At 61.7% G+C, this 20,014-nt stretch carries 16 protein-coding genes; 6 read left to right on the top strand and 10 right to left on the bottom strand.

Annotation, left to right across the window (positions count from 1 at the left end):
- Positions 1-424 precede the first annotated feature (424 nt).
- Complete coding sequence (gene egtD, locus PE058_RS07115) at positions 425-1,396, bottom strand: L-histidine N(alpha)-methyltransferase (protein ID WP_271030225.1); 972 nt, start codon at positions 1,394-1,396, stop codon at positions 425-427.
- Positions 1,396-2,700: an ergothioneine biosynthesis protein EgtB gene (egtB, locus tag PE058_RS07120; RefSeq protein ID WP_271030226.1), complete on the bottom strand. Its 1,305-nt coding sequence runs from the start codon at positions 2,698-2,700 to the stop codon at positions 1,396-1,398. The genes egtD and egtB overlap by 1 nt, the downstream gene beginning before the upstream one ends.
- 928 nt (positions 2,701-3,628) lie before the next feature.
- Here egtB and PE058_RS07125 point away from each other — a divergent pair.
- The 3 genes from PE058_RS07125 (at position 3,629) to PE058_RS07135 (ending at position 7,650) form a co-directional block, all read left to right on the top strand.
- A complete protein-coding gene (locus tag PE058_RS07125; protein WP_156827601.1) occupies positions 3,629-4,081 on the top strand; it encodes a hypothetical protein in 453 nt (150 codons plus the stop codon).
- A gap of 292 nt (positions 4,082-4,373) precedes the next feature.
- Positions 4,374-7,271 (top strand): formate dehydrogenase subunit alpha, encoded by a 2,898-nt coding sequence (gene fdhF, locus PE058_RS07130; RefSeq protein WP_271030227.1) that lies wholly within the window; start codon positions 4,374-4,376, stop codon positions 7,269-7,271.
- A gap of 73 nt (positions 7,272-7,344) precedes the next feature.
- Complete coding sequence (locus PE058_RS07135; protein WP_040499011.1) at positions 7,345-7,650, top strand: formate dehydrogenase subunit delta; 306 nt, start codon at positions 7,345-7,347, stop codon at positions 7,648-7,650.
- Between the two features lie 182 nt (positions 7,651-7,832).
- Here PE058_RS07135 and PE058_RS07140 read toward each other — a convergent pair whose 3' ends face one another.
- Together PE058_RS07140 and PE058_RS07145 are read right to left on the bottom strand one after the other, a co-directional pair.
- Positions 7,833-8,594 carry a Crp/Fnr family transcriptional regulator gene (locus tag PE058_RS07140; RefSeq protein WP_020088061.1) on the bottom strand — a complete coding sequence of 254 codons (762 nt, stop codon included), beginning with the start codon at positions 8,592-8,594 and terminating at the stop codon, positions 7,833-7,835.
- A 634-nt stretch (positions 8,595-9,228) separates the two neighbouring features.
- Complete coding sequence (locus PE058_RS07145; RefSeq protein ID WP_271030228.1) at positions 9,229-9,771, bottom strand: GNAT family N-acetyltransferase; 543 nt, start codon at positions 9,769-9,771, stop codon at positions 9,229-9,231.
- Between the two features lie 378 nt (positions 9,772-10,149).
- On the opposite strand from PE058_RS07145, the gene ppk2 reads away from it, so the two are divergent.
- Positions 10,150-10,983: a polyphosphate kinase 2 gene (gene ppk2, locus PE058_RS07150; protein ID WP_271030229.1), complete on the top strand. Its 834-nt coding sequence runs from the start codon at positions 10,150-10,152 to the stop codon at positions 10,981-10,983.
- A 51-nt stretch (positions 10,984-11,034) separates the two neighbouring features.
- Here ppk2 and fabI read toward each other — a convergent pair whose 3' ends face one another.
- The 6 genes from fabI to PE058_RS07180 all read right to left on the bottom strand — a co-directional run bounded on the left by fabI (position 11,035) and on the right by PE058_RS07180 (position 17,957).
- A complete protein-coding gene (gene fabI, locus PE058_RS07155; RefSeq protein ID WP_271030230.1) occupies positions 11,035-11,817 on the bottom strand; it encodes an enoyl-ACP reductase FabI in 783 nt (260 codons plus the stop codon).
- Positions 11,814-13,031: an acetate/propionate family kinase gene (locus PE058_RS07160; protein WP_271030231.1), complete on the bottom strand. Its 1,218-nt coding sequence runs from the start codon at positions 13,029-13,031 to the stop codon at positions 11,814-11,816. Before PE058_RS07160 ends, fabI begins: the two co-directional genes overlap by 4 nt.
- Positions 13,032-13,034: 3 nt before the next feature.
- On the bottom strand, positions 13,035-13,997 hold the full coding sequence (locus PE058_RS07165; protein ID WP_271030232.1) for a phosphate acetyltransferase: 963 nt from the start codon (positions 13,995-13,997) through the stop codon (positions 13,035-13,037).
- A gap of 45 nt (positions 13,998-14,042) precedes the next feature.
- On the bottom strand, positions 14,043-14,471 hold the full coding sequence (locus tag PE058_RS07170) for a hypothetical protein (protein WP_020088054.1): 429 nt from the start codon (positions 14,469-14,471) through the stop codon (positions 14,043-14,045).
- A gap of 24 nt (positions 14,472-14,495) precedes the next feature.
- Positions 14,496-16,712, bottom strand: coding sequence for a DUF3141 domain-containing protein (locus PE058_RS07175; RefSeq protein ID WP_271030601.1), 2,217 nt, complete (start codon positions 16,710-16,712; stop codon positions 14,496-14,498).
- Positions 16,713-17,228: 516 nt separating this feature from the next.
- On the bottom strand, positions 17,229-17,957 hold the full coding sequence (locus PE058_RS07180; protein WP_271030233.1) for a DUF2092 domain-containing protein: 729 nt from the start codon (positions 17,955-17,957) through the stop codon (positions 17,229-17,231).
- A gap of 247 nt (positions 17,958-18,204) precedes the next feature.
- On the opposite strand from PE058_RS07180, the gene PE058_RS07185 reads away from it, so the two are divergent.
- Both PE058_RS07185 and PE058_RS07190 read left to right on the top strand, forming a co-directional pair.
- Complete coding sequence (locus tag PE058_RS07185) at positions 18,205-18,726, top strand: hypothetical protein (RefSeq protein ID WP_333780416.1); 522 nt, start codon at positions 18,205-18,207, stop codon at positions 18,724-18,726.
- Positions 18,727-18,741: 15 nt separating this feature from the next.
- On the top strand, positions 18,742-19,974 hold the full coding sequence (locus PE058_RS07190) for an HlyD family secretion protein (RefSeq protein WP_020088050.1): 1,233 nt from the start codon (positions 18,742-18,744) through the stop codon (positions 19,972-19,974).
- Positions 19,975-20,014 lie beyond the last annotated feature (40 nt).

Below are 20,014 nucleotides of genomic sequence, written 5' to 3' on the forward strand. Positions count from 1 at the left end.
CGCCGCAACGGTAGCAGCGTCCCAATAGCAGAAGTCGGCGACCACGGTCGTAGTGTGCTGAGCGTCGAAGCGAGCCGGTCTGCATCGAGGCGAAAAGCGGACGCCGAGCCGGCTAGCGCGAGGGCCGACGCGAGCGCGCCCGCGAGGGTGGCAGCCGAGGCGATCTTGAGTGGTTTGGTCATGCAAGTCTCCTGATGGACAGGGTAAACCCGTGGCGCCGGGAGGCGCGTCGTTTCTCTGGAAGAGGGAGGTTTAGATACCCGCTTCGTCACGCATGGTGAGGGCGGCGGGTAGCGGATGGAAATACCTGGACGGTCTCGAATTCATAGCGCTTGGCTATGAGGACCATGCAATGCCCCTGGCCGAAGGTCGCACAGCAAATGCCGCTTGCTACGATCGGCGGCGAGCAGCGAGGCCATTCAGCTCAGCCCGAGATGAGCTCGTGCACGCTGAATTGCCCCTCGTCATCGATCCAGACATGAGCCGGCGTCCAGTTCGCGGAGAGAGCCAGCTCCTGGAACTGCGCGATCGAGTATTTGTAGGAGTTCTCCGTGTGGATGCGCTCGTTGGCTTCGAAATGGATTCGATGCCCGGCGATCGAGATCTCCTGCTCAATGGTGCTCACCAGATGCATCTCAATGCGCCCCTCACGCGGCTCATAGATCGCTTCGTGGCGGAAGGATGCGACATCAATCGCGCTCCCGAGCTCCCGGTTGATGCGCACAAGAAGGTTGAGGTTGAAAGCGGCCGTGACGCCCGCGGCATCGTCGTAGGCAAGCACGAGCTTCCTCGCGTCCTTCTTCAAGTCGATGCCGATGATGAGCCTGCTTCCCCGAGGTAGCGTCGACTTGAACGTACGCAGGAGCTCCACCGCATCCGGGGGCGTGAGATTTCCGATCGTCGAGCCGGGGAAAAACCCCGTCCTGGACCGTCCGCTGAGATCGGGCGGAACCTCGATGGGAAGGGAGAAGTCCCCGACGAGCGGTCGCACTGCGATGTGGGGAAAGCGCGCATCGAGGCGCCTTTGCGCGGAGGCGAGGGCACTCTCCGAGACATCGATGGGCACATAGGCGATGCCGTCCGGCGCACGGGCAAGCAGGGTCTCAGTCTTCAAGCTCGAGCCCGAGCCGAACTCGACGAGCACGCTGTCTCGGGCTATTTCAGCCATCATCTTGTCAGCGTAGGCCGACAGGATTTGTGCCTCGGCTCGCGTCGGATAGTACTCGGGGAGCCTGGTGATCTGCTCGAAGAGATCGCTCCCCCGAGCATCATAGAAGAAGCGGCAGGGGAGCGCCTTGCGCGGCCGCGAGAGGCCCTCGACAACAGAGAGAGCAAACTCGTCCGCGACCTCCGGCTGCGGTTCCAAAAGGCGGGCATTGGAGCCGGCGTGGCGCATCAGACGGCCTCCGAGGCTAGGCGCAGGCCCACGAACTGCCAGCGCTGGTGGGGGTAGAAGAAGTTGCGGTAGGTCGCGCGTGAGTGACCGTCCGGTGTTGCGCAGGAAGCGCCGCGCAACACGTGCTGGCTAACCATGAACTTTCCGTTGTACTCGCCGACTGCTCCTGGCGGAGGGCGATAGCCGGGGTAAGGGAGGTAGGAGCTCGCAGTCCACTCCCAGACGTCGCCGAACATCTGACGCGGCCGACGGATGCCGGTGGGCTCGGCGGGGAGCGGCCGAAGCGCGCGAGAGCCGAGCGTATTGCCCGTGATAGGCAGGCCTGCGGCCGCGATCTCCCATTCGAACTCGGTCGGAAGGCGCTTTCCCGCCCAGCGTGCGAAGGCATCAGCCTCGTAGTAGGAGACATTGCAGACGGGAGCAGCAGGCTCGACCGGCTGCAGGCCGTGAAGCGTCATTTGCATGAGGCCGTCGTCGCGCTCCTCCCAATAGAGGGGACCTTGCCACTGCTCGCGGTTGACGAGCGCCCAGCCGTCGGCGAGCCACAGGGATGGCGTCCGGTATCCGCCATCGCGCATGAACTCTTGCCATTCCGCATTTGTCACGAGCCGGTCGGCGAGACCGAATGGGTGGATGAGAACGCTGTGGCGCGGGCTTTCGTTATCCCACGAGAACCCGTCGCCCTCGTGGCCCACAGCGCGAATGCCGCCCTCGTATGCGATCCAGCTGACCGGGTCGGCCGCGATCCCCGCGTCTGCGGGCGCGGGGCGCGCATAAGACGGTCGAAGCGGGTTTGAAGCAAAGAGCGAGAGGATGTCGGTCAGCAGCAGCTCCTGATGCTGCTGTTCGTGATTGATTCCGATCTCGATCAGCCGCCAGACGTCGCTTTCCGGGTCGAATCCGCTTGCAAGAAGCTTCCTCAAGCCTTCGTCAACGTGGGTGCGATAGGCAACGAGTCGTTCTGCCGAGGGGCGGGTCAGCACACCGCGCCGTGGGCGCGGCTGGCGCGGCCCCAACGCCTCGTAATACGAATTAAAGCAGTAGTTGAAAGTTTCGTCGAAGACCCGATAGCCCATGAGGTGCTTCGAGAGAACGAACGTCTCGAAGAACCACGTCACGTGCGCGAGGTGCCACTTCGTCGGGCTCGCGTCTTCCATCGGCTGGACCGTCATGTCCTCGGGGGTGAGCGGAACCGCCAACTCCAGCGAAAGATTGCGACATTCGAAGAGGCGGTGGGAAAGGGAGGTCTTGGCAACCGCCGACGGGAGAGTCGTCATGGTCTCAGCACTTGCATCTTGAGCCATGGGCATCCTCTTGCGGCGGACCTCTCGGGCGAGCCCCAGAGGCTCGATCACATAAAGTGTTGAAAGCCCTGATCAGTTCCGTCAGGGAGCATAGACAATTGCCCAAAGTGTCCAATCCATTGAGCGGCTCTCGAATTGATACCTCAAAGCTATGGAGCCCTCTGGCAAAGTAGAGGGCGATGGGTGCCGCTCCGCGCCCATCTGCAATGCGGTCCACGGGAGTTCACCAGTGACCCAGCACTATGACGCGGCCATCATCGGAACGGGTCAGGCCGGCCCACCACTCGCCAATCACCTACAAGCGAGTCGCTCGCAAAGTCCTTCAGCAGTGGCGGTCCTGGTCCAAAGCCCGCGAGCGCTTTTCCGCCGTCAAAGCCCCAGTGACGCTGATCTACGGCGACAAAGACTGGTCGCGCTTCCCGAGCGGGAGCGCACCAAGGCCGCGCTGCCAGGCGCTCGCTTGGTCACACTCCCGAACACGGGTCATTTCTCGGCCGTCGAGAAACCGCGCGGCGGATGGCCTGTTCCGCTGGAACGCTTGAGTGCGCTGCGCTCACCGATATTGAACTCGCGGAACGCCGCCGTTAAACTTGGAAGCGGAAGGACGACCTTCCCTTAGAAAAGAATGTCCGGGACGGCCCGGCCCCCAGATGAGAGGGCTGAGCATGTTCTTTATTTCTTTTTTTGCAGCGAGGCGATCCGAGGACGCCGGAACCTCGCTGAAGGCAGCGGCGGATTGGGGTTTCCTCCCTGTCACAGGCCCCAGCCTCCAGATCCTCTCCATTTGTCCCCTTGTCCCTGTCGATCACGAATTCGCCGGTGAATATGGCGGGCGCACGCGTTGGATTGGCCGCTGCGTCGCCAACTCTCGTCCTCGTGGACTTCGAGGAAGCCGATGCCCTTGGGCAGATCTCTCGTGAGGTCCGTGATGTCCGACACCTTCCAGGATAAATCGCGCATTGGAACCTCCAGCTCATTCGAGGTGTTCTTCTCTCTGCGCGGATCACTATCTAGAGACGCGTGGCGCTGGGCTATGATCGCGTCGGCGTCCATCTTCCTGCTCGGCGTATCGCTCCTCTGCGGAAGCGAGGAAGCCTCTTTGGCGCCGCCAACCACCAAGGCGGGCCGGCTGTTGCTCGTGGCTTGGTATTTCGGTCAGGTGACCGTGGTCGCACTCCTTTGCGCCAAGCGGCTTCTCGATATTCCAAGGCCGCTTTGGCTGGCATTGCCAATTCCCATGGCCGGTCTGCTCGGCGGCATAGCCGCAGTTATGCACTGGCATCCTTTTGGGGTGCCGATGGCGTTGTTTGCGGTGTTGGCCTCGACCGCAGCCCTGCCTGCGTTACTCGCCTGCGCCCTCTATGAGCCTGACGATGTTTGAGCCCGCATATGCCTTCCACTTATGGATTTCTCGTTCGGTATCCACGATCGGCAGCGGCCATGCCGCATTTGCGAAGTAATCAGTTTCGCGCGATCTCGTAAGCCCGCGTGGACTGTCCACCGAGTGGAAACGAACGTGTCGGCGCGGGATTTGACCGTTGCGTGCGAGAGGGCAGTCTACGCGCGGCTGTCATGGGGGCGACGATACGTGACGACAAGATTTCAAATCGCGGCATCGGCGTGCTAGTCTTTCTCCACCGAGACGTCTCTCCCTCATATGCGGAGGAGTTAGCATGCCGGAACCAGCAACTCTCATAAAAGAGACGGACTACGGAACGCCGCGCGCGAAGTCGGCGAAGTCCGTGACGCTGACAATCGATGGCCAGCAGGTGACGGTGCCTGAAGGCACATCAATCATGCGCGCCGCAGCCGAGCTTGGCACCATGGTGCCGAAGCTCTGCGCTACCGACAGCATAGAGGCCTTCGGCTCGTGCCGGCTCTGTGTCATCGAAATCGAGGGGCGCGGCGGAACTCCGGCAGCCTGCACCACTCCGGTTGCTCCAGGTATCGTCGTCAAGACGCAGACACCGCGTCTCATGCAAATTCGCCGCGGCGTCATGGAGCTCTACATCTCCGATCATCCGCTGGATTGCCTTACCTGCGCCGCCAACGGCGATTGCGAGCTGCAGGACATGGCCGGCGCGGTCGGTCTGCGCGAGGTGCGCTATGGCTACGACGGAGCCAACCACGTTTTCGCCAAGAGGGGTGGCGAGGTCAACGCCGAGTGGCGGCCGAAAGACGAGTCGAACCCCTACTTCACGTTCGAGCCATCCAAGTGCATCGTCTGCAGCCGCTGCGTGCGGGCGTGCGAGGAAGTGCAGGGCACATTTGCGCTGACGATTTCCGGCCGCGGCTTCGATAGCCGCGTTTCGCCCGGCATGGACGAGGCGTTTCTCTCTTCCGAATGCGTGTCCTGCGGGGCCTGCGTGCAGGCGTGCCCCACGGCCACGCTGATCGAGTCCTCGATCGTCGACATCGGCCAGCCGGAGCACAGCCTGGTGACGACTTGCGCCTATTGTGGCGTGGGCTGCAGCTTCAAGGCCGAGATGCGCGGCGATGAGGTCGTGCGCATGGTGCCGTACAAGGATGGCGGCGCCAACGAAGGTCATTCCTGCGTCAAGGGCCGGTTTGCGTTCGGCTATGCGACACACAAGGATCGCGTGCTGACGCCCATGATCCGCGAGAAGATCAGCGATCCGTGGCAGGTCGTCTCCTGGGACGAGGCGATCAACTATGCGGCGAAGCGACTGAAAGACACGCAGCGGAAGTATGGCAAGGATTCCATCGGCGGGATCACGTCGTCGCGGACTACGAACGAGGAAGTCTATGCGGTGCAGCGGATGGTGCGCGCGGCTTTCAACACCAACAACATCGACACGTGCGCCCGCGTCTGCCACTCGCCGACCGGCTACGGGTTGAAGCAGACCTTCGGAGAGTCGGCGGGAACGCAGGACTTCAGAAGCATCGACGTTTGCGACGTGATCATGGTCATCGGAGCCAATCCGACCGACGGCCATCCCGTATTCGGGTCACGCATGAAGAAGCGCATCCGCGCGGGCGCGAAGCTGATCGTGATCGATCCGCGGCGAACGGACATCGTGCGCTCGCCGCACGTCCAGGCCGCTTATCATCTGCAGCTTCAGCCATCGACGAACGTCGCGATCATCAACGCGATCGGTCACGTCATCGCGACCGAGAACCTGATCGATCGCAAGTTCGTGGAGCGGCGCTGCGAGCTGTCCGACTTCGCCCGCTGGGAGGAGTTCATTAAGCGCCCGGAAAATTCACCCGAAGCACTGGAGCCAATCACCGGGGTTCCGGCCGAAATGGTGCGCGGAGCCGCCCGTCTGTACGCGACTGGCGGCAATGCGGCGATCTACTACGGCCTCGGTGTCACCGAGCACAGCCAGGGCTCGACCATGGTGATGGCGATGGCCAACATCGCCATGGCGACGGGAAACATCGGGCGCGAAGGCGTGGGCGTCAATCCATTGCGCGGGCAGAACAACGTGCAAGGCTCCTGCGACATGGGCTCTTTCCCGCACGAGTTTCCGGGGTATCGCCACGTCGCCAACGTCGAGGCGCGCACGCAATTCGAAAGGGAGTGGAAGGTCGAGCTGTCCGGTGAGCCGGGGCTCAGGATCCCGAACATGTTCGATGCCGCGTCTGATGGCGTGTTCAAGGGGCTGTTCATCCAGGGCGAGGATATCGCCCAGTCCGATCCGAATACGCACCACGTGGAGCATGCGCTGTCGGCGATGGACATCGTCATTGTGCAGGATCTGTTCCTCAACGAGACGGCGGCGTTCGCGCACGTCTTCCTGCCCGGCACGTCGTTCCTGGAGAAGGACGGCACGTTCACCAATGCCGAGCGGCGGATCAACCGGGTGCGAAAGGTCATGCGCGAGAAACAGGGCATGGCCGAGTGGGAAGTCGTTTGCCGCCTCGCCACCGCGATGGGCTATCCGATGAATTACAATTCGGCGTCCGAGATCATGGACGAGATCGCACGACTGACGCCGACGTTCCAGGGCGTCTCGTATGAGCGTCTCGACGAACTCGGATCAATACAGTGGCCGTGCAACGACGAGCATCCCGAAGGCACGCCGGTGATGCACGTCGACGAATTCACGCGTGGCAAGGGGCGCTTCATGCTCACGGCCTTTGTGCCGACAGCCGAGCGTACCAACCGCAGTTTCCCGCTGATTTTGACGACCGGGCGCATCCTCGCGCACTACAATGTCGGCGCGCAGACGCGGCGTACCGACAATGTCGTGTGGCATCCCGAGGACATACTGGAGATTCATCCGCACGACGCAGAGGTGCGTGGCATCGGGACCGGCATGAAGGTGTCGCTCGCGAGCCGGGTGGGCGCGACGACGCTTACGGCCGTGGTCTCCGATCGCATGCCGCAGGGTGTCGTCTATACGACGTTCCATCATCCAGTGACGGGCGCCAACGTGATCACGACGGACAACTCGGACTGGGCCACAAATTGTCCCGAGTACAAGGTCACGGCAGTCCAGGTGACGATCTCGAATGCACCTTCGGAGTGGCAGGAGGAACAGCGGGTGAGGACGATGGCCAACAAGCGTATCGTCAAGGACGTGACGCTCGAGGCAGCGAAGTGATCCGTGATCGCTTTTTAGGTTTCAGGTCGGGCTAAATCACAATTGCCCATCCGCATCACAACGGAATTGGATCATGCAAGTCAGCAACCTTGTCCGTATGGCAAACCAGATAACCGACTTCTTCGCTGTCTATCCCAAGGAGGAGGCGCTCGACGGCATCGCAAAGCACATCCATGCCTCGTGGGAGCCGCGCATGCGCAACGCGTTGAAGGCGCACATCGACAGCGGCGGCGCCGGGCTGCAGCCGCTTTGCATCGAGGCAATGACCCAATACTACAGAGGCCCGAAGATTCCGAACGCCCGCCGTGTTCACCCGACCCGGTCGGCCGCGCCAAAGGGCGGGGAGCCCAGTTTTGCGGACGGGGGCGGAGACGGCTGAAGGATTGGGCGCCCACCGGAAGCGTCGAGGGTTGTTCTCTCCGCAGCGGCGCTAGTCAGATCTTCTGACAACTACGCGTGACTGGCATCCGCTTAACTCCAGCGCGTCCCGGCGCCGATTGATGACCCGCGCATCCCGGCCGTGGGGCCGGGAGACGGCTTTCGCCTGCTACGCGCGCCGCGCTATTCCTCATAGAAGCTCTCAGGGTGTGCCCGATATTTCTCGCCGGAGGCGATCAACTCGAGGGCCGGAAGATCGCGAATGACGAGAAGGCGAGGGCTTGCCAGGCGAATGAGCCCGTCCGCCTTAAGGTTCGCCAGGACCCGTCCCACGGTCTGTCGCGTCAAGCCGAGATAGCTCGAGAGCTCGGGCTCCGTCATCATGACGCGCGTGTGCAAGACGCGTCGCGAGTCCTCTGTGCTTCGAATAGTGGCGCATGCCGGCAGCGACAACAACGCGGATGCGACCAGGCGAGGGGCCGCCTTCCGGCCGCGGAACGCAACCTGATCGCGGATACGCGCCAAACTGGTGGCGAGCTGTGCGGAGATCAGCTGTTGGGCCTCGATCGACTCCTGGATCGCCGAAATCGGAATGCGCCGCACGATTGCGCGCGTCATCGCCATCGCCCCGAACTCATAAGCCGCCAATGTCGTCACACCGACGATTGCCCGTTCTCCGAGCGCCTCTAGGACTTGTTCATTTCCCTCATCGGTGGGGCGGGTCAGCAGGACAGCGCCCGAAAGCACCTGATAGACGGCATTGGCCTTTTGCCCGCTTTTGAACACCCATGCTCCTTCCCGGAAACAAGCGGTGTCGGCCTCTTGCGCCGGCTTCGATGGCGAGCGGCCGGGAGCAAGCTCCTGCTTTGGGGTCACGAGGTCTTGATTGATATTGTGAGTATTTTCGCCGCGCCGCATTGCGGTGGACGTTTGTTCGGTCTGCATTTTGCTGGCTCTCGCTCAACACACCGCCTCTGCCAAGCGGGGCAGAGACCGGTTGCCAAAGATCCGTTGTGGCTCGTGTGATCAGGCGAGAATCTGGGGAGGGGCGCGAGGGCGCGCATCGGCAGTAATGAAAAGGCGCTCTCCCGAACGTATTGCAGCGCGAGCGCCGAGATCTTCCGAGAGAAGCAGCAGGGGCGCGCCGAGCGACCCGTCGGGGTTGATGAGCCCAGGAGCGCCTGTCAAAAGGCAGGCGTCGCAGACCTTTCCAAAATGGGGTGCGCGTGGAAGGCCGGACTCGCCGCTGCTGGTCAAGCAGAGTTCGGGAATTGTGCCGTCCGGCAGAGCATATGCCGAGAGATCCTGCGCGGCGCTTGCCGGCCGATGGGCAAACGGCAACATGAGCATCGCCATCCCATAAAGGATGGTGACGACGGCCCTGATGGCCTGGTGCCTGTTCAAACCGCGCATAGTCAGGATAGCTTTGTCAAAATGGCAGACGGGACTTTATACCATATTCGCCGTGCTTGATAGATGAACACTATCCCTTCTCCGACGGGGCAGGTCCCCATTGGTTTTGGTTGACTTGGCACCTGCCGGGGGCTTGCCCGCCGAAGCTCGTGCCTGCGGTGGACGGTCAGGCCAGAGGTGCCAGCGCGAGTGAGACGTGGATCGTGTCGCCGTCGACCGTCGTCGTCATGGGCAGACCGCTGCGGCGGAAAACGCCCAGCATGGCTCCGTTTTGCGCCAGGACCTCAGCTTCAAAGCGCGTCAGCCCTCGCTCGCGGGCAATCCGGACGAGATGCCTCAGGAGAAGAGAGGCTACGCCACGGCCGCGCCATTCCCCGGCTGAGACGAAGGCAAGCTCCGCAACGGTAGCTGCGTCCCGGCCCGGTGCGGCGGCGTAACGGCCGCCGCCTATCAGCGGCGCGCCTTTCTCGGGCGGGCCAATTGCAACGAGGGCGACGACGTGGTCGAAATCGACATCCGTGATCGCATGCAGCTCTTGGCCGGTCAGGGCCTTCTTGTACGTGAAGAACCTCGTGTAGACGGACTCGCGGTCGAGTCCCCTGAAAGCAGCGAGGATGGCGGACCGATCGTCCATGCGGATCGCACGGACGACCACGGGCGTGCCGTCCGAAAGCGTGTCGTCTGCGAAATAGTGCTTCGCGTCAATCATGACACCGGTCCATGAGCGTGCGCCGCAAAGAGAGATTGCCGTAATTTACTATATCATCCGATGGCGTACTTGTTGGTTCGTTTGGTATAGTGACGATTAGCGGTCGCCGAGGCTTGAACCGTTTCACGGAGGCGCGCTGGATGCCTCTCACAGAGATCGATACCGAACTGGACTATGGGACCGGAGCCGCCGGCGTCCGGAGGCCTGCGGTTCTGCGAGGGCTTGATGTCTGCGCGGCGGCGCAATCCGGATCGTCCACAGCGGTGAAGGCAATGCCTGCCGGCTGCAATCGGTCAATGCGCAAGAACCAAATACCAGTGAGCAGCTGACGCGGGCGTGAGCCCGCCGGGTAGGGAGGTTTGCATGGCGGAGCGGCGGATGGCTCGAAAGGGCGTGAACGAAGCCGGCAAGCACAAATCCGACGACGACGATTTGAACAGTGACGGCAAGCTCAAGCGGAAAGCTTTCGAGAAGGAGCTCAAACGCCTGCATGGCGAGCTCGTCAAGCTTCAGGAGTGGGTTCGGCACGAGGGGCGCAAGATCTGCATCGTGTTCGAAGGCCGCGACGGCGCAGGGAAGGGTGGCACGATAAAAGCCATCACGGCCCGCGTCAGTCCGCGAATTTTCCGCGTCATCGCGCTTCCCGCGCCGACGGAGCGCGAAAAATCGCAAATGTACATTCAGCGCTACATTCCCCATCTTCCGGCTTCCGGCGAGATCGTGATTTTTGACCGCAGCTGGTACAATCGCGCAGGCGTGGAGCGCGTGATGGGGTTCTGCTCCGCCGAGCAGACGAAGCGTTTCCTGGATGTGGTTCCCGACGTGGAGAAGGCTATCACGGAGTCGGGGGTCATTCTGCTGAAGTACTGGCTGGAGGTCAGTCCGGACGAGCAGACGCGCAGACTGGAAGCCCGCATCGACGATCCGCGCAAGATCTGGAAGCTTTCTCCGATGGATTTGAAGTCCTATACGCGATGGGACGATTATTCCGAGGCGCGCGACGACATGTTCCGAGCGACGGATACTGCGTGGGCTCCCTGGTATGTTGCAAAGTCGGACGACAAGCGAAAAGCGCGGCTCAACATCATCGAGCACATACTGAGCAAGATCCCTTACAAGAGCGTTCCGCGAGAGAGGGTCAAGCTGCCGAAGCGGAAGGCGTCGGGGAAGGCTTCCGAGCACACCGTCAAAGAGATTCCGGCACGCTACTAAGCCGGGCTGGAAAGGGGCTCTTGCCCTTCGGATGAGCTGGGCGGTCTGCGCCTAATCGATGATGTGATAGCCGCCGTCTATGTAGAGCGTTTCTCCGGTGATCAGCTTGGCGCCGTTCATCGCGAGCACGGCGACGGCCACGCCGACATCGTCGATCGATACGAGGCTGCGGCTTGGCGCTTTCGATTGCGCTTTCTGCAGGAGCTTGTCGAACTCGCTGATGCCGGAGGCGGCGCGTGTTTTCAAGGGACCGGGCGAAATCGCGTGGACACGGATGCCTTGCGGGCCCAGCTCGGCCGCGAGGTAGCGCGTGGCGGATTCGAGCGCTGCTTTCACGGGGCCCATGATGTTGTAGTTTTCGACGACCATTTGCGAGCCGTAGTAAGTCATGGTGAAGAGCGTGCCGCCGTTCTTCATCAGCGGCTCGGCAAGTTTGGCCATGCGAATGAATGACCAGCAGGACAGCGACATCGCGAGCAGGAAGCCGTCGCGAGAGCAGTCCACCACCCGGCCGTGAAGATCGTCCTTGGGAGCGAAGGCGATGGAATGCAGCAGGATATCGAGGGTGCCCCACTTCTTCTCCACGGCATCGAACACGGCTTCCAGCTCGCCTGGCTTCTGCAAGTCCAGCGGCATCAGAATGGGGGCTTTCAACTCGTGCGCCAGCGGCTCCACAAAGCGCTTCGATTTTTCATTGAGGTATGTCACTGCCACCTCGGCGCCGAACGCATGAAACGCTTTCGCGCAGCCCCACGCGATCGACTGGTCGTTGGCGATGCCCGTGACCAGCGCCTTCTTGCCCTTGAGAAGGGCCAGGGTCGAAAGATCGATCATGCGCTTTTTTCCTGAAAGCCTGCATACTCGCGCTTGCGCATCACCTGGAGGGTGTGCGTCGCGATCATTAGCTCTTCATCCGTGGGGATGACGAAGCATGGAATTTTTGTACCTTTGCGGGAGATGCAAAGAGCGTTCTTCTTGTTGGCCTGCGAGGAAAGACGCAGGCCGAGCCATTCGAGCCGCCGGATGACGGCTTCGCGAATGGCAGGCGCGTTCTCTCCGATGCCTGCGGTGAACACGAAGGCATCGATGCCGCCCATCGCGGCCGCGAGCATCCCGGTGAACAGGGCAATGCGATACGTGAAATAGTTCAACGCGAGGGCTGCCCGCGGGTCGGTGCTGGCGAGAAGATTACGGACGTCGTTGCTGATGCCGGAAAGGCCTTTGAGGCCGCAGTCCTTGTAGAGGAAGTCCTGGACCGCATCCGCGGTCATGTTCTTTTCCGTCAGGAGATAGAGCACGACGCCCGGATCCAATTGCCCTGGACGGGTGCCCATAGGCAACCCGTCCATGGCGGTGAAGCCCATGGTGCTATCCATGCTCTTCCCGCCGGCAATCGCGCACATGGAGGCCCCGCTGCCGAGATGTGCTACTACAATCCGACCGTTCGAAATCTGAGGCGCGGCCTGAGGCAGGCGCTGCGCGATGTATTCGTAAGACAACCCATGGAAGCCGTAGCGGCGCACGCCTTCCGCGTAGAGGCTCTGCGGGATGGCGTATCTGTCCGCAAGCTCCGGATGACCGCGATGGAATGCCGTATCGAAGCAGGCCACTTGCAGCAGATGCGGACGGCGCTCCAAAACGGCGCGGATAGGGGCGAGGTTGTTCGGTTGATGGAGTGGAGCGAGCGGCGTCAGCTTCTCCAGCTCGGACAGGATTGCCGAGGTCATCACCACGGGACTGGCATAGTGTGGACCGCCATGGACGACGCGATGGCCGAGAGCGTTGGGCAGGTTGCCGCCGATCTGGGGGCGTAGAAACGCAATGACCTTGTCGAGCGCGGCCGGAATGGTGGCGACCTCGGAAGGCGGCCACGTCTCATCGGCGAGGATCGCGCGCTGGGACGTGACCGCGACCAAGCGCGGCCGGGTTCCGATGCCGTCGACCTGCCCTTTGATCATCCGTTCGAGCCGATCGCCCGCTCCAACCGCGAACAGCTGGAATTTGATGCTCGAGCTTCCTGCGTTGACCACCAGAATTGTTTCGGTCATGGCTCACGCCCTTATCGGTTCCTTGTTCCTGCGGCTGTAAGCGAGAAGCGATGCGACCGCGCACGACGCCAGCCGAGTTCTCACGTTGTCGGCGCGCGATGTGAGGATCACGGGCACGCGGGCGCCGAGCACGATGCCGGCTGCGTCCGCTCCCGACAGGAAGGTCAGGTTCTTGGCCAGCATATTTCCTGCTTCGAGGTCCGGGACGACGAGGATCTGTGCCTGGCCAGCGACCGGCGACTTGATGCCCTTGATGCGCGCGGCCTCGAGGCTGATCGCGTTGTCGAAGGCGAGCGGGCCGTCCAGAATGCCGCCTGTGATCTGTCCGCGGTCCGCCATCTTGCACAAAGCCGCCGCTTCGATCGTGGAGGGGATGCTGGGGTTCACCGTCTCGACAGCCGACAGGATCGCGACCTTTGGTACGCCGAGGCCAAGCGCGGCGAAGAGGTCGATGGCGTTCTGAATGATGTCGCGCTTTGCCATAAGATCGGGAGTGATGTTCACGGCAGCGTCCGTGATGAACAGGGTCTGAGCGTGGGTGGGGACGTCCATGATGAAGACGTGACTGATGCGCCGCCCCGTGCGCAGTCCGCCCTCCCGTCGCGTTACCGCGCCGAGAAGCTCGTCGGAGTGAAGGCTGCCCTTCATCAGCAGCTCCGCCTTGCCCTCGCGGACCAGCTCCACGGCCTTCTCGGCGGCCGCGATGCTGTGCGGGACATCGATTATCTCGTAGTTGCCGAGGGCGAGGCCGCACGCTTCGGCCAGCTCGGCGATACGACGCTCGGGACCAACGAGGATCGGAGCGAGCAGCCTGTGCTCGGCCGCCTCTATGGCGCCGCGGAGGGAGGTTTCGTCACACGGGTGCGCCACGGCGACGGGAAGGGGAGGCAATTCCGCGGCTGCCGCAATCAGCCGCTCGTATTTCTCGTGCCGGTGAATATGAGAGACAGTGGCCTTCTTGGTCATGAGAATGGCCCTCCCGACGTCACAACACACTACGCAGCCTGCTGGCTACCACTTGAGGTAAAGCGCTGCGTCTCCTGGCATGCCGCCCGGAAAACTGATGATTTCGGCATGAAGCTTGTAGCCGAGAGGGCGGAGCTCGGCGTCGAAGAAATCGTAGGCCTTCTTCGCGAAGCCTTGCAGCGTGCTCGGCCATTCCGGGTCTGCGATGTTGATCCTGCGTCCGCCGTCGCTGCAGTAGCTGCTCGGGAACGTGATCACCTGGATCTGATGCAGTCCGCGCTGGGCGGCAACGCTGACCGCCTGGTTCAAGCGGTCGAATACCTCGGGATGGATCTCGCGCCCCATGAAGGCATCGCGTAGCTCGAGCTGCTTCTGATCTTTCTTTTGTTTGAGCTTTCGCTCCTCGTCCATTTTCGCCGCTTCGGCGTCGGAGGCCATCAGATTGAGATCCGTAGGGCGTAGTAGCGTCGCCATGGTCGCTCTCCCATTCGCTATCAATCACTGCGGGTGTTTGCCGCCCCTCACCGTTTGCACGCGTGCGGGTCTTATGCGGGCCGCGTGCAGACGTGCCTGGGTTTCGTGCTCAGCGGGGAGGCTGGCCTTCTCTGTGGCTGCCTCGTCGATGAGATGCTCGATGTGGGTCAGCCGCGCTTTGGCTTCATCACTGCGCAGGCCAACGGCATCCACCATGCGATGAAGCGCGTCCGCCATGCGTTGCGTGAGCGCAGGCTCTTTGGCGAACATGCCGGGGAGTGCCGCCACGGCTTTACGCTCGTCCAGCAACAAGAGCAGGAACTGCTCGCGCAGGACGCGCTTGAACTCATCGAGGCTGTATCCTTTGCCGGCCTCCTTGCGTATGGCGCGCAGCAGATTGAAGCCGCGCTCGTCGATCACGCCGTCGGGCATGCGGATGTAAATCAGCGCGCGCAGCGCCGCTTCGCGCGGCCCACCCTGGGAGGCACGCTCCTTGATCTCGGCGATATGCCGGCGCACGAGGGCGGCGTGGGAGGCTGTCATTGGCTGGGGCCGATAGGCTTGATCGTCGCTCGTCCTCAAACCGGCGAGAGCCTGCAGGAGCGGCGACCCGTAGATGGCGTGAAATGCGCTCTCGAGCGCCTTGTCTCGCGTCTCACGGTAAGCATCGAGCGACGTCTCGATGAAATCCGAAACGTGGTTTTGCGCCTGCCAAAGGCTATTGCTTTCCGGAACGGGCTGGCGTGTCTCCCGGACGTTCTTCACCATCCATTCCAGCATTTTAACGTAGGGATTGTCCTTCGACAGCATCTCGTACTGGAGGCGGAGCGGATGGAGATTGCGGATGGCATCTGCCATCCACTCGGTGGTGTAGGCCTTGAGCCAAGGCTGAACGAAGGTCCGATACAGGCCGAGGTTGATCTCCGAGATCCGCGCGACGGCCGCGAACTCGCGCTCGTCTGCAGCATCGTTGCCGCCGAATGCGCGAATGTCGTCCAGGGTGCGAGATTCGAAGCGGACCAGATGCTCGCCTTCGACGAGTTCGTCTTTTGCGTCCGTCTCCTTTTTTGGCGTGATGACGGCTTCATACAGCCCCGGTGGCAGAACATCGATGAGGTCGATGTTGCTCGCAAACTCGTCGTGCTCCTTGCGGGCGACGGAACCCGAAACGAAAATCCCGAGATGCCCGATGGTCTCGTGAACCGCGTAAACGATCGTCTGGCCGTGGGCTCGAATGTCATCCACCGAGGTATAAAGGTCGAGGATCCAGCCGAGTGCCTGCTGGGGTGGCGTGATGTTGTCGGCCTTCGAGCAGAAGACGAGTATGGGCGATCTGATGTTCCGGAGATCGACTTGCGCGCCGTCGCTCATCGTCAGCGCTCCGCGCGCAAGCTTGTTGCCGATGAACAGCTCGTCGGCGATGAACTGCATCTCCGCCGCGTTGAGTAGAACATGCCCGCCCCACCACTGCTCGAACTCGAGGAAGCGAGGCGCCTCTTTGTCGACGTTGGCGTAAAGGTTATAGTGCTTGGACCACAGCGTGTTGGCCGGGTTCAGGTTTTCGAAGTTGGAGACCAGCCACGCACCATCGAACTTGCCTGCGCCTAGATCTCCGGTGAGGGCCGTCAGCCAGCTTCCGCCGAGCAGGCCGCCCGTGAAGCGCATCGGGTTCTCGCCGCGAACGCCTGCCCAGTAGGAAAGCGGCGAGCCTGCGATGATGATTGGGCCGAACAGATCGGGTTTCAGCGCGGCGAGCATCATGACCGCCCAGCCGGCCTGGCAGTTTCCGATGACGGCGGGCTTTCCGTCGGCCTTGGGATGATCGGCAATGACGCGTTCGAGAAAGGCTGCCTCCGCGAGCGCAACATCCTCGATCGTTTGGCCGGATACGGGGGAAGGCAGGAAGCCGACGAAGTAACAGGGGTGCCCCGCTTTGAAGGCGACCCCTATCTCGCTATCCGGCTTGAAACCTCCGATGCCGGGGCCGTGGCCCGCGCGAGGATCCACGATGACGAAGGGACGTTTGCTGTCGTCGATGGTTGCGCCGCGGGGCGGCTTTATGCGAGCGAGGACGTAGTTGACCGGCCGGGGCAGGGCGCGGCCGTCCATCACAAGCTCACAATCGAATTTCAGGACGTGGGGCGCCTGCTTTGCGGCGTGCGCGTCGTAGCGGGCGCTGCGTTCGCGCAAGACGTCGAGCGTGAGGATGCTGCGTTGCCAGGCGTCGATCCAATACGCCATGGCATCTTGCGTAAGACTGAACGCCCATGGGGCCTGGAAGGATTGCAGCGAACGTGTAGCGGCCTGCGTACTCATGAGCAGCCTCTCGATCTACGTTGTCGCGCGGCGGGTGAGGCGTGAATGCCTACTTCGTGAGGCTGAGCTTGAGCTCAGGTCTTGCCCCGTCGGTCGATCCGGCCGGGCCGGCACTTTTTCGCGTAGTTACTGATCGTATTGAGTGTGACGTGCAGGATGATCCTGACGTCGTAGACAGCGCCGCCGCACGGAGCGCAAAGCCCGGTTCTCACGCTGCCGCGAAATCGAATGCCTCGGGTCTCCATAGCAAACTCACTATTGCTAGCCCGTCAGTGCGTATTTGATTCAGAACAATCGTATCATTTCGGAATTATAAATTTTACTATTGATGGGCGGCTTTAACAATGAAGCATTTTAGCGTCGCGAGCTTTGCATCAAAGCGCGCTGAGGTTCAAGCAGGAATCTGATTTCCCTTTTTTCAGAACGGCTTTTATACGGCCGTCACTCGATCTCCGATGGTCCGACTTCAACGGCGTCGGCCGGTGGGGTGAACAAAAACAGGTCCTGACTGAACGCCGGCGTGTCGACCCACGCGAATTCGTTCGTTTGCACTGTGCGATCGTTGGCATCCAGTTTTCGGCTTACGATTCTGCACGGAACGGGAGCGCCGTCCTTCCTGAGCCAGACGTCCCATTGCTGCTCAAAGCGCTGAACGCTGAAGCGATCGCACGTTTCTTCGCCAATGTTCTGGGAGCCGATCGCCTTCGAGGAGACCTGTTCCCCGTAGTCGATGGTCCAGATGAAGTCGATCAGCTTTTCCTGAGTGCCGAGCAGACCGATGGCGGTGTACATCGTGCCGATCATGGAATCCTTGCTCGGTATTCTCGCGTATTTTCGGGCGTTGGGGCGGTAGATCGTGAGCGTCGTGCCATCCGAGATGAAGAGATAGTCCTCCTTCCCCGACGACAGCTCGATGCGGAAGCTTTCGGGCCTTTTGATAAAGAAGTGCGCCGTGCCGCTCCGCCCCATTCCGGGCAAGTCGCTGGTTTCGCGGAACGATGTCTTGAACTCGACGGCGGGGCGCTGCTGGAGGTAATCGTGCATGCGCGTCAAGGCGCCGAGGTCGCCGCGGCCTTGGTCGACCGGCACAATGCCACCGTCCGTCTGGGCAGCGCCGCCTCTGATCCACATCAGAGAAAGCGTGAGGCAGATAAATAGCATTCTGCGCATGCGTGCCTCCGCGACAGGTGATTCAGGGGAAAACCACGGCACGACGAAGATACGCCGCGGGTGACGTCTGCCAACTCGGGGAGCGCGTTAACTTTAAACGATTTCAAGCGCAGATCCGTAAATGAGAAAACGGAAAGCGCAGCGTACGAAAAATTATAGTCGGGAAAGGTCTCCGGTCGTGCTACAAATTTGTAAATCCCTGCGCCTCTCCAATGAAAAAATCGAGTGATGTGCGGGGCTTGTGGTTTTGGCGCTATCTCTGGGCGGCGTTCATTCCCATCTATCGCCTTTTGAAGATCGACAAAGTCAACGATCAGCGTTCAGGAGGAGGGAAGCAATGGCGGACCTGCATCCGGCGGCTACCCCGCATCTCCCAATTTTTGTTACCGCGCCCGATCAAACCGACGTGCTCATGGTGGTCATGGCGATCATTCTGATCGGCTCAATATTGGCCGCGGGCGTTTTCTTTTTCTGGCTGCACTCGCTTCCGGAGCGGATGGTTCACAACAAGGCCCAGTTTGATGTCGTCGCCGTGCTGGCTCTGCTTTCGTTGTTCACTCACATCCACGCGTTTTGGGTCGCGGCCTTGCTGCTGGCGCTCGTCAAGATCCCGGACCTTTCCTTTCCGAGCTTTTCCAAGCCGCTGGACAGCATCGCGGGTTCGCTCGAGACGATGGCCGCAGGCCAGGCGCCGCCCGGGGACCGAAGACCGGCGCAGGTTCCGAACTCAAAGAAAGTTGGCCGTAACGACACTCCCAAGCGCGCCTGACGCGCGGAGGCCGCCATGCTCGAGCTGCTCCTCTGCTCATTTTTCACGATCCTGCCGGACTACCTCTATCGCCGTTACGGGGAGGGCAAGCGGCTTGGCGTCGAGATCGGATTCTATTCCGTTTGGTACGAGCTGAGGTACGGCATCACGGCGTGCCTGATGCTGACGATAGCGCTGATCACCACGATCTTCTATTTCCATCCCTCGACCACAAATGTGACCAGCTACTTCCGGACGGTTCCCATCCTGCCTGAAACGAACGGGCGTGTTGCCGAGGTTTTCGTCGGCTTCTCGGGGCAGGTTAAGAAGGGTGATCCGCTTTTCAGGCTGGACAGCCGCAAGGCGGAGGCGCAGCTCGAGGTCGCCACGCGGCAGATCGCCGAAGTGGAGGCGGCCATGACTGTGGCGAAGGCGGATATCGCCGCTGCGGAAGGCCAGATTCAGCAGGCCAAGGGGGCCTATCAGCAAGCGCTCGATGAGCTTGCGATGAAGGAGACGCTGCAAGCGCGCAACGCGGATGTCGTCGCGCAGCGTGAGATCGAACGGCTCCGCAATGTCGCGGACGGGCGCAAGGGTGCTTTGTCGGCCGCGGAAGCCGCGAAGCAGGCCGCCGAAACCAAGCTTTCGACGTTGTTGCCCGCCGAGAAGGCGAGCGCGGAGGCGGCGAGAGATCAAGCCGAGGTCGAGCTGTCCAAGATGCTCGTCACGGCGGGTGTCGACGGGCATGTGGAGCAGTTCACCTTGAGAGTGGGGGATGTCGTCAATCCGTTGATGCGCCCGGCCGGCGTCCTGATACCGGCTGGGGCAGGCCGGCAATATCTCATGGCCGGCTTCAATCAGATCGAAGCGCAGGTGATGAAGACGGGGATGATCGCGGAGGTGACCTGCGCTTCGAAGCCGTTGAAGATCATTCCGATGGTGGTCACTTCCGTGCAGGACTTCATAGCCGCGGGGCAGGTTCGCACGTCGGAGCAACTGATCGATGCGCTCCAGACGGCGCGCCCCGGTACCCTCACGGTTTTCATGCAGCCGCTCTATGAAGGTGGGCTCGATGGGATCGTTCCGGGCAGCAGCTGTGTGGCGAATGCCTACACCAGCAATCACGATAAGCTCGCGAGCGGAGAGCTGGGCATCGGAAGCTGGCTTTTCCTGCATGCGGTTGACGCGGTCGCGCTCGTTCATGCGATGATCCTGCGTCTGCAGGCGCTCGTTCTGCCCGTCAAGGTTCTGGTCTTCTCGGGACACTGACGTCGAATACTGGGTCTCGGTAGATGCCATTGCTCGCGAG

The organism is Hyphomicrobium sp. DMF-1, assembly GCF_027886585.1.
Classification (GTDB): domain Bacteria; phylum Pseudomonadota; class Alphaproteobacteria; order Rhizobiales; family Hyphomicrobiaceae; genus Hyphomicrobium_C; species Hyphomicrobium_C zavarzinii.

What these genes read in the sequence shown, in the direction of transcription:
- PE058_RS07175 (WP_271030601.1), bottom strand. Translation starts at nt 16,712, where the DNA reads ATGGCGTATTGGATCGACGCCTGGCAACGCAGCATCCTCACGCTCGAC.
- ppk2 (WP_271030229.1), top strand. Translation starts at nt 10,150, where the DNA reads ATGGCTCGAAAGGGCGTGAACGAAGCCGGCAAGCACAAATCCGACGAC.
- PE058_RS07190 (WP_020088050.1), top strand. Translation starts at nt 18,742, where the DNA reads ATGCTCGAGCTGCTCCTCTGCTCATTTTTCACGATCCTGCCGGACTAC.
- PE058_RS07145 (WP_271030228.1), bottom strand. Translation starts at nt 9,771, where the DNA reads ATGATTGACGCGAAGCACTATTTCGCAGACGACACGCTTTCGGACGGC.
- PE058_RS07135 (WP_040499011.1), top strand. Translation starts at nt 7,345, where the DNA reads ATGCAAGTCAGCAACCTTGTCCGTATGGCAAACCAGATAACCGACTTC.
- egtD (WP_271030225.1), bottom strand. Translation starts at nt 1,396, where the DNA reads ATGCGCCACGCCGGCTCCAATGCCCGCCTTTTGGAACCGCAGCCGGAG.
- PE058_RS07125 (WP_156827601.1), top strand. Translation starts at nt 3,629, where the DNA reads ATGTCCGACACCTTCCAGGATAAATCGCGCATTGGAACCTCCAGCTCA.
- egtB (WP_271030226.1), bottom strand. Translation starts at nt 2,700, where the DNA reads ATGGCTCAAGATGCAAGTGCTGAGACCATGACGACTCTCCCGTCGGCG.
- PE058_RS07180 (WP_271030233.1), bottom strand. Translation starts at nt 17,957, where the DNA reads ATGCGCAGAATGCTATTTATCTGCCTCACGCTTTCTCTGATGTGGATC.
- fabI (WP_271030230.1), bottom strand. Translation starts at nt 11,817, where the DNA reads ATGATCGATCTTTCGACCCTGGCCCTTCTCAAGGGCAAGAAGGCGCTG.
- fdhF (WP_271030227.1), top strand. Translation starts at nt 4,374, where the DNA reads ATGCCGGAACCAGCAACTCTCATAAAAGAGACGGACTACGGAACGCCG.
- PE058_RS07140 (WP_020088061.1), bottom strand. Translation starts at nt 8,594, where the DNA reads ATGCAGACCGAACAAACGTCCACCGCAATGCGGCGCGGCGAAAATACT.
- PE058_RS07165 (WP_271030232.1), bottom strand. Translation starts at nt 13,997, where the DNA reads ATGACCAAGAAGGCCACTGTCTCTCATATTCACCGGCACGAGAAATAC.
- PE058_RS07170 (WP_020088054.1), bottom strand. Translation starts at nt 14,471, where the DNA reads ATGGCGACGCTACTACGCCCTACGGATCTCAATCTGATGGCCTCCGAC.
- PE058_RS07160 (WP_271030231.1), bottom strand. Translation starts at nt 13,031, where the DNA reads ATGACCGAAACAATTCTGGTGGTCAACGCAGGAAGCTCGAGCATCAAA.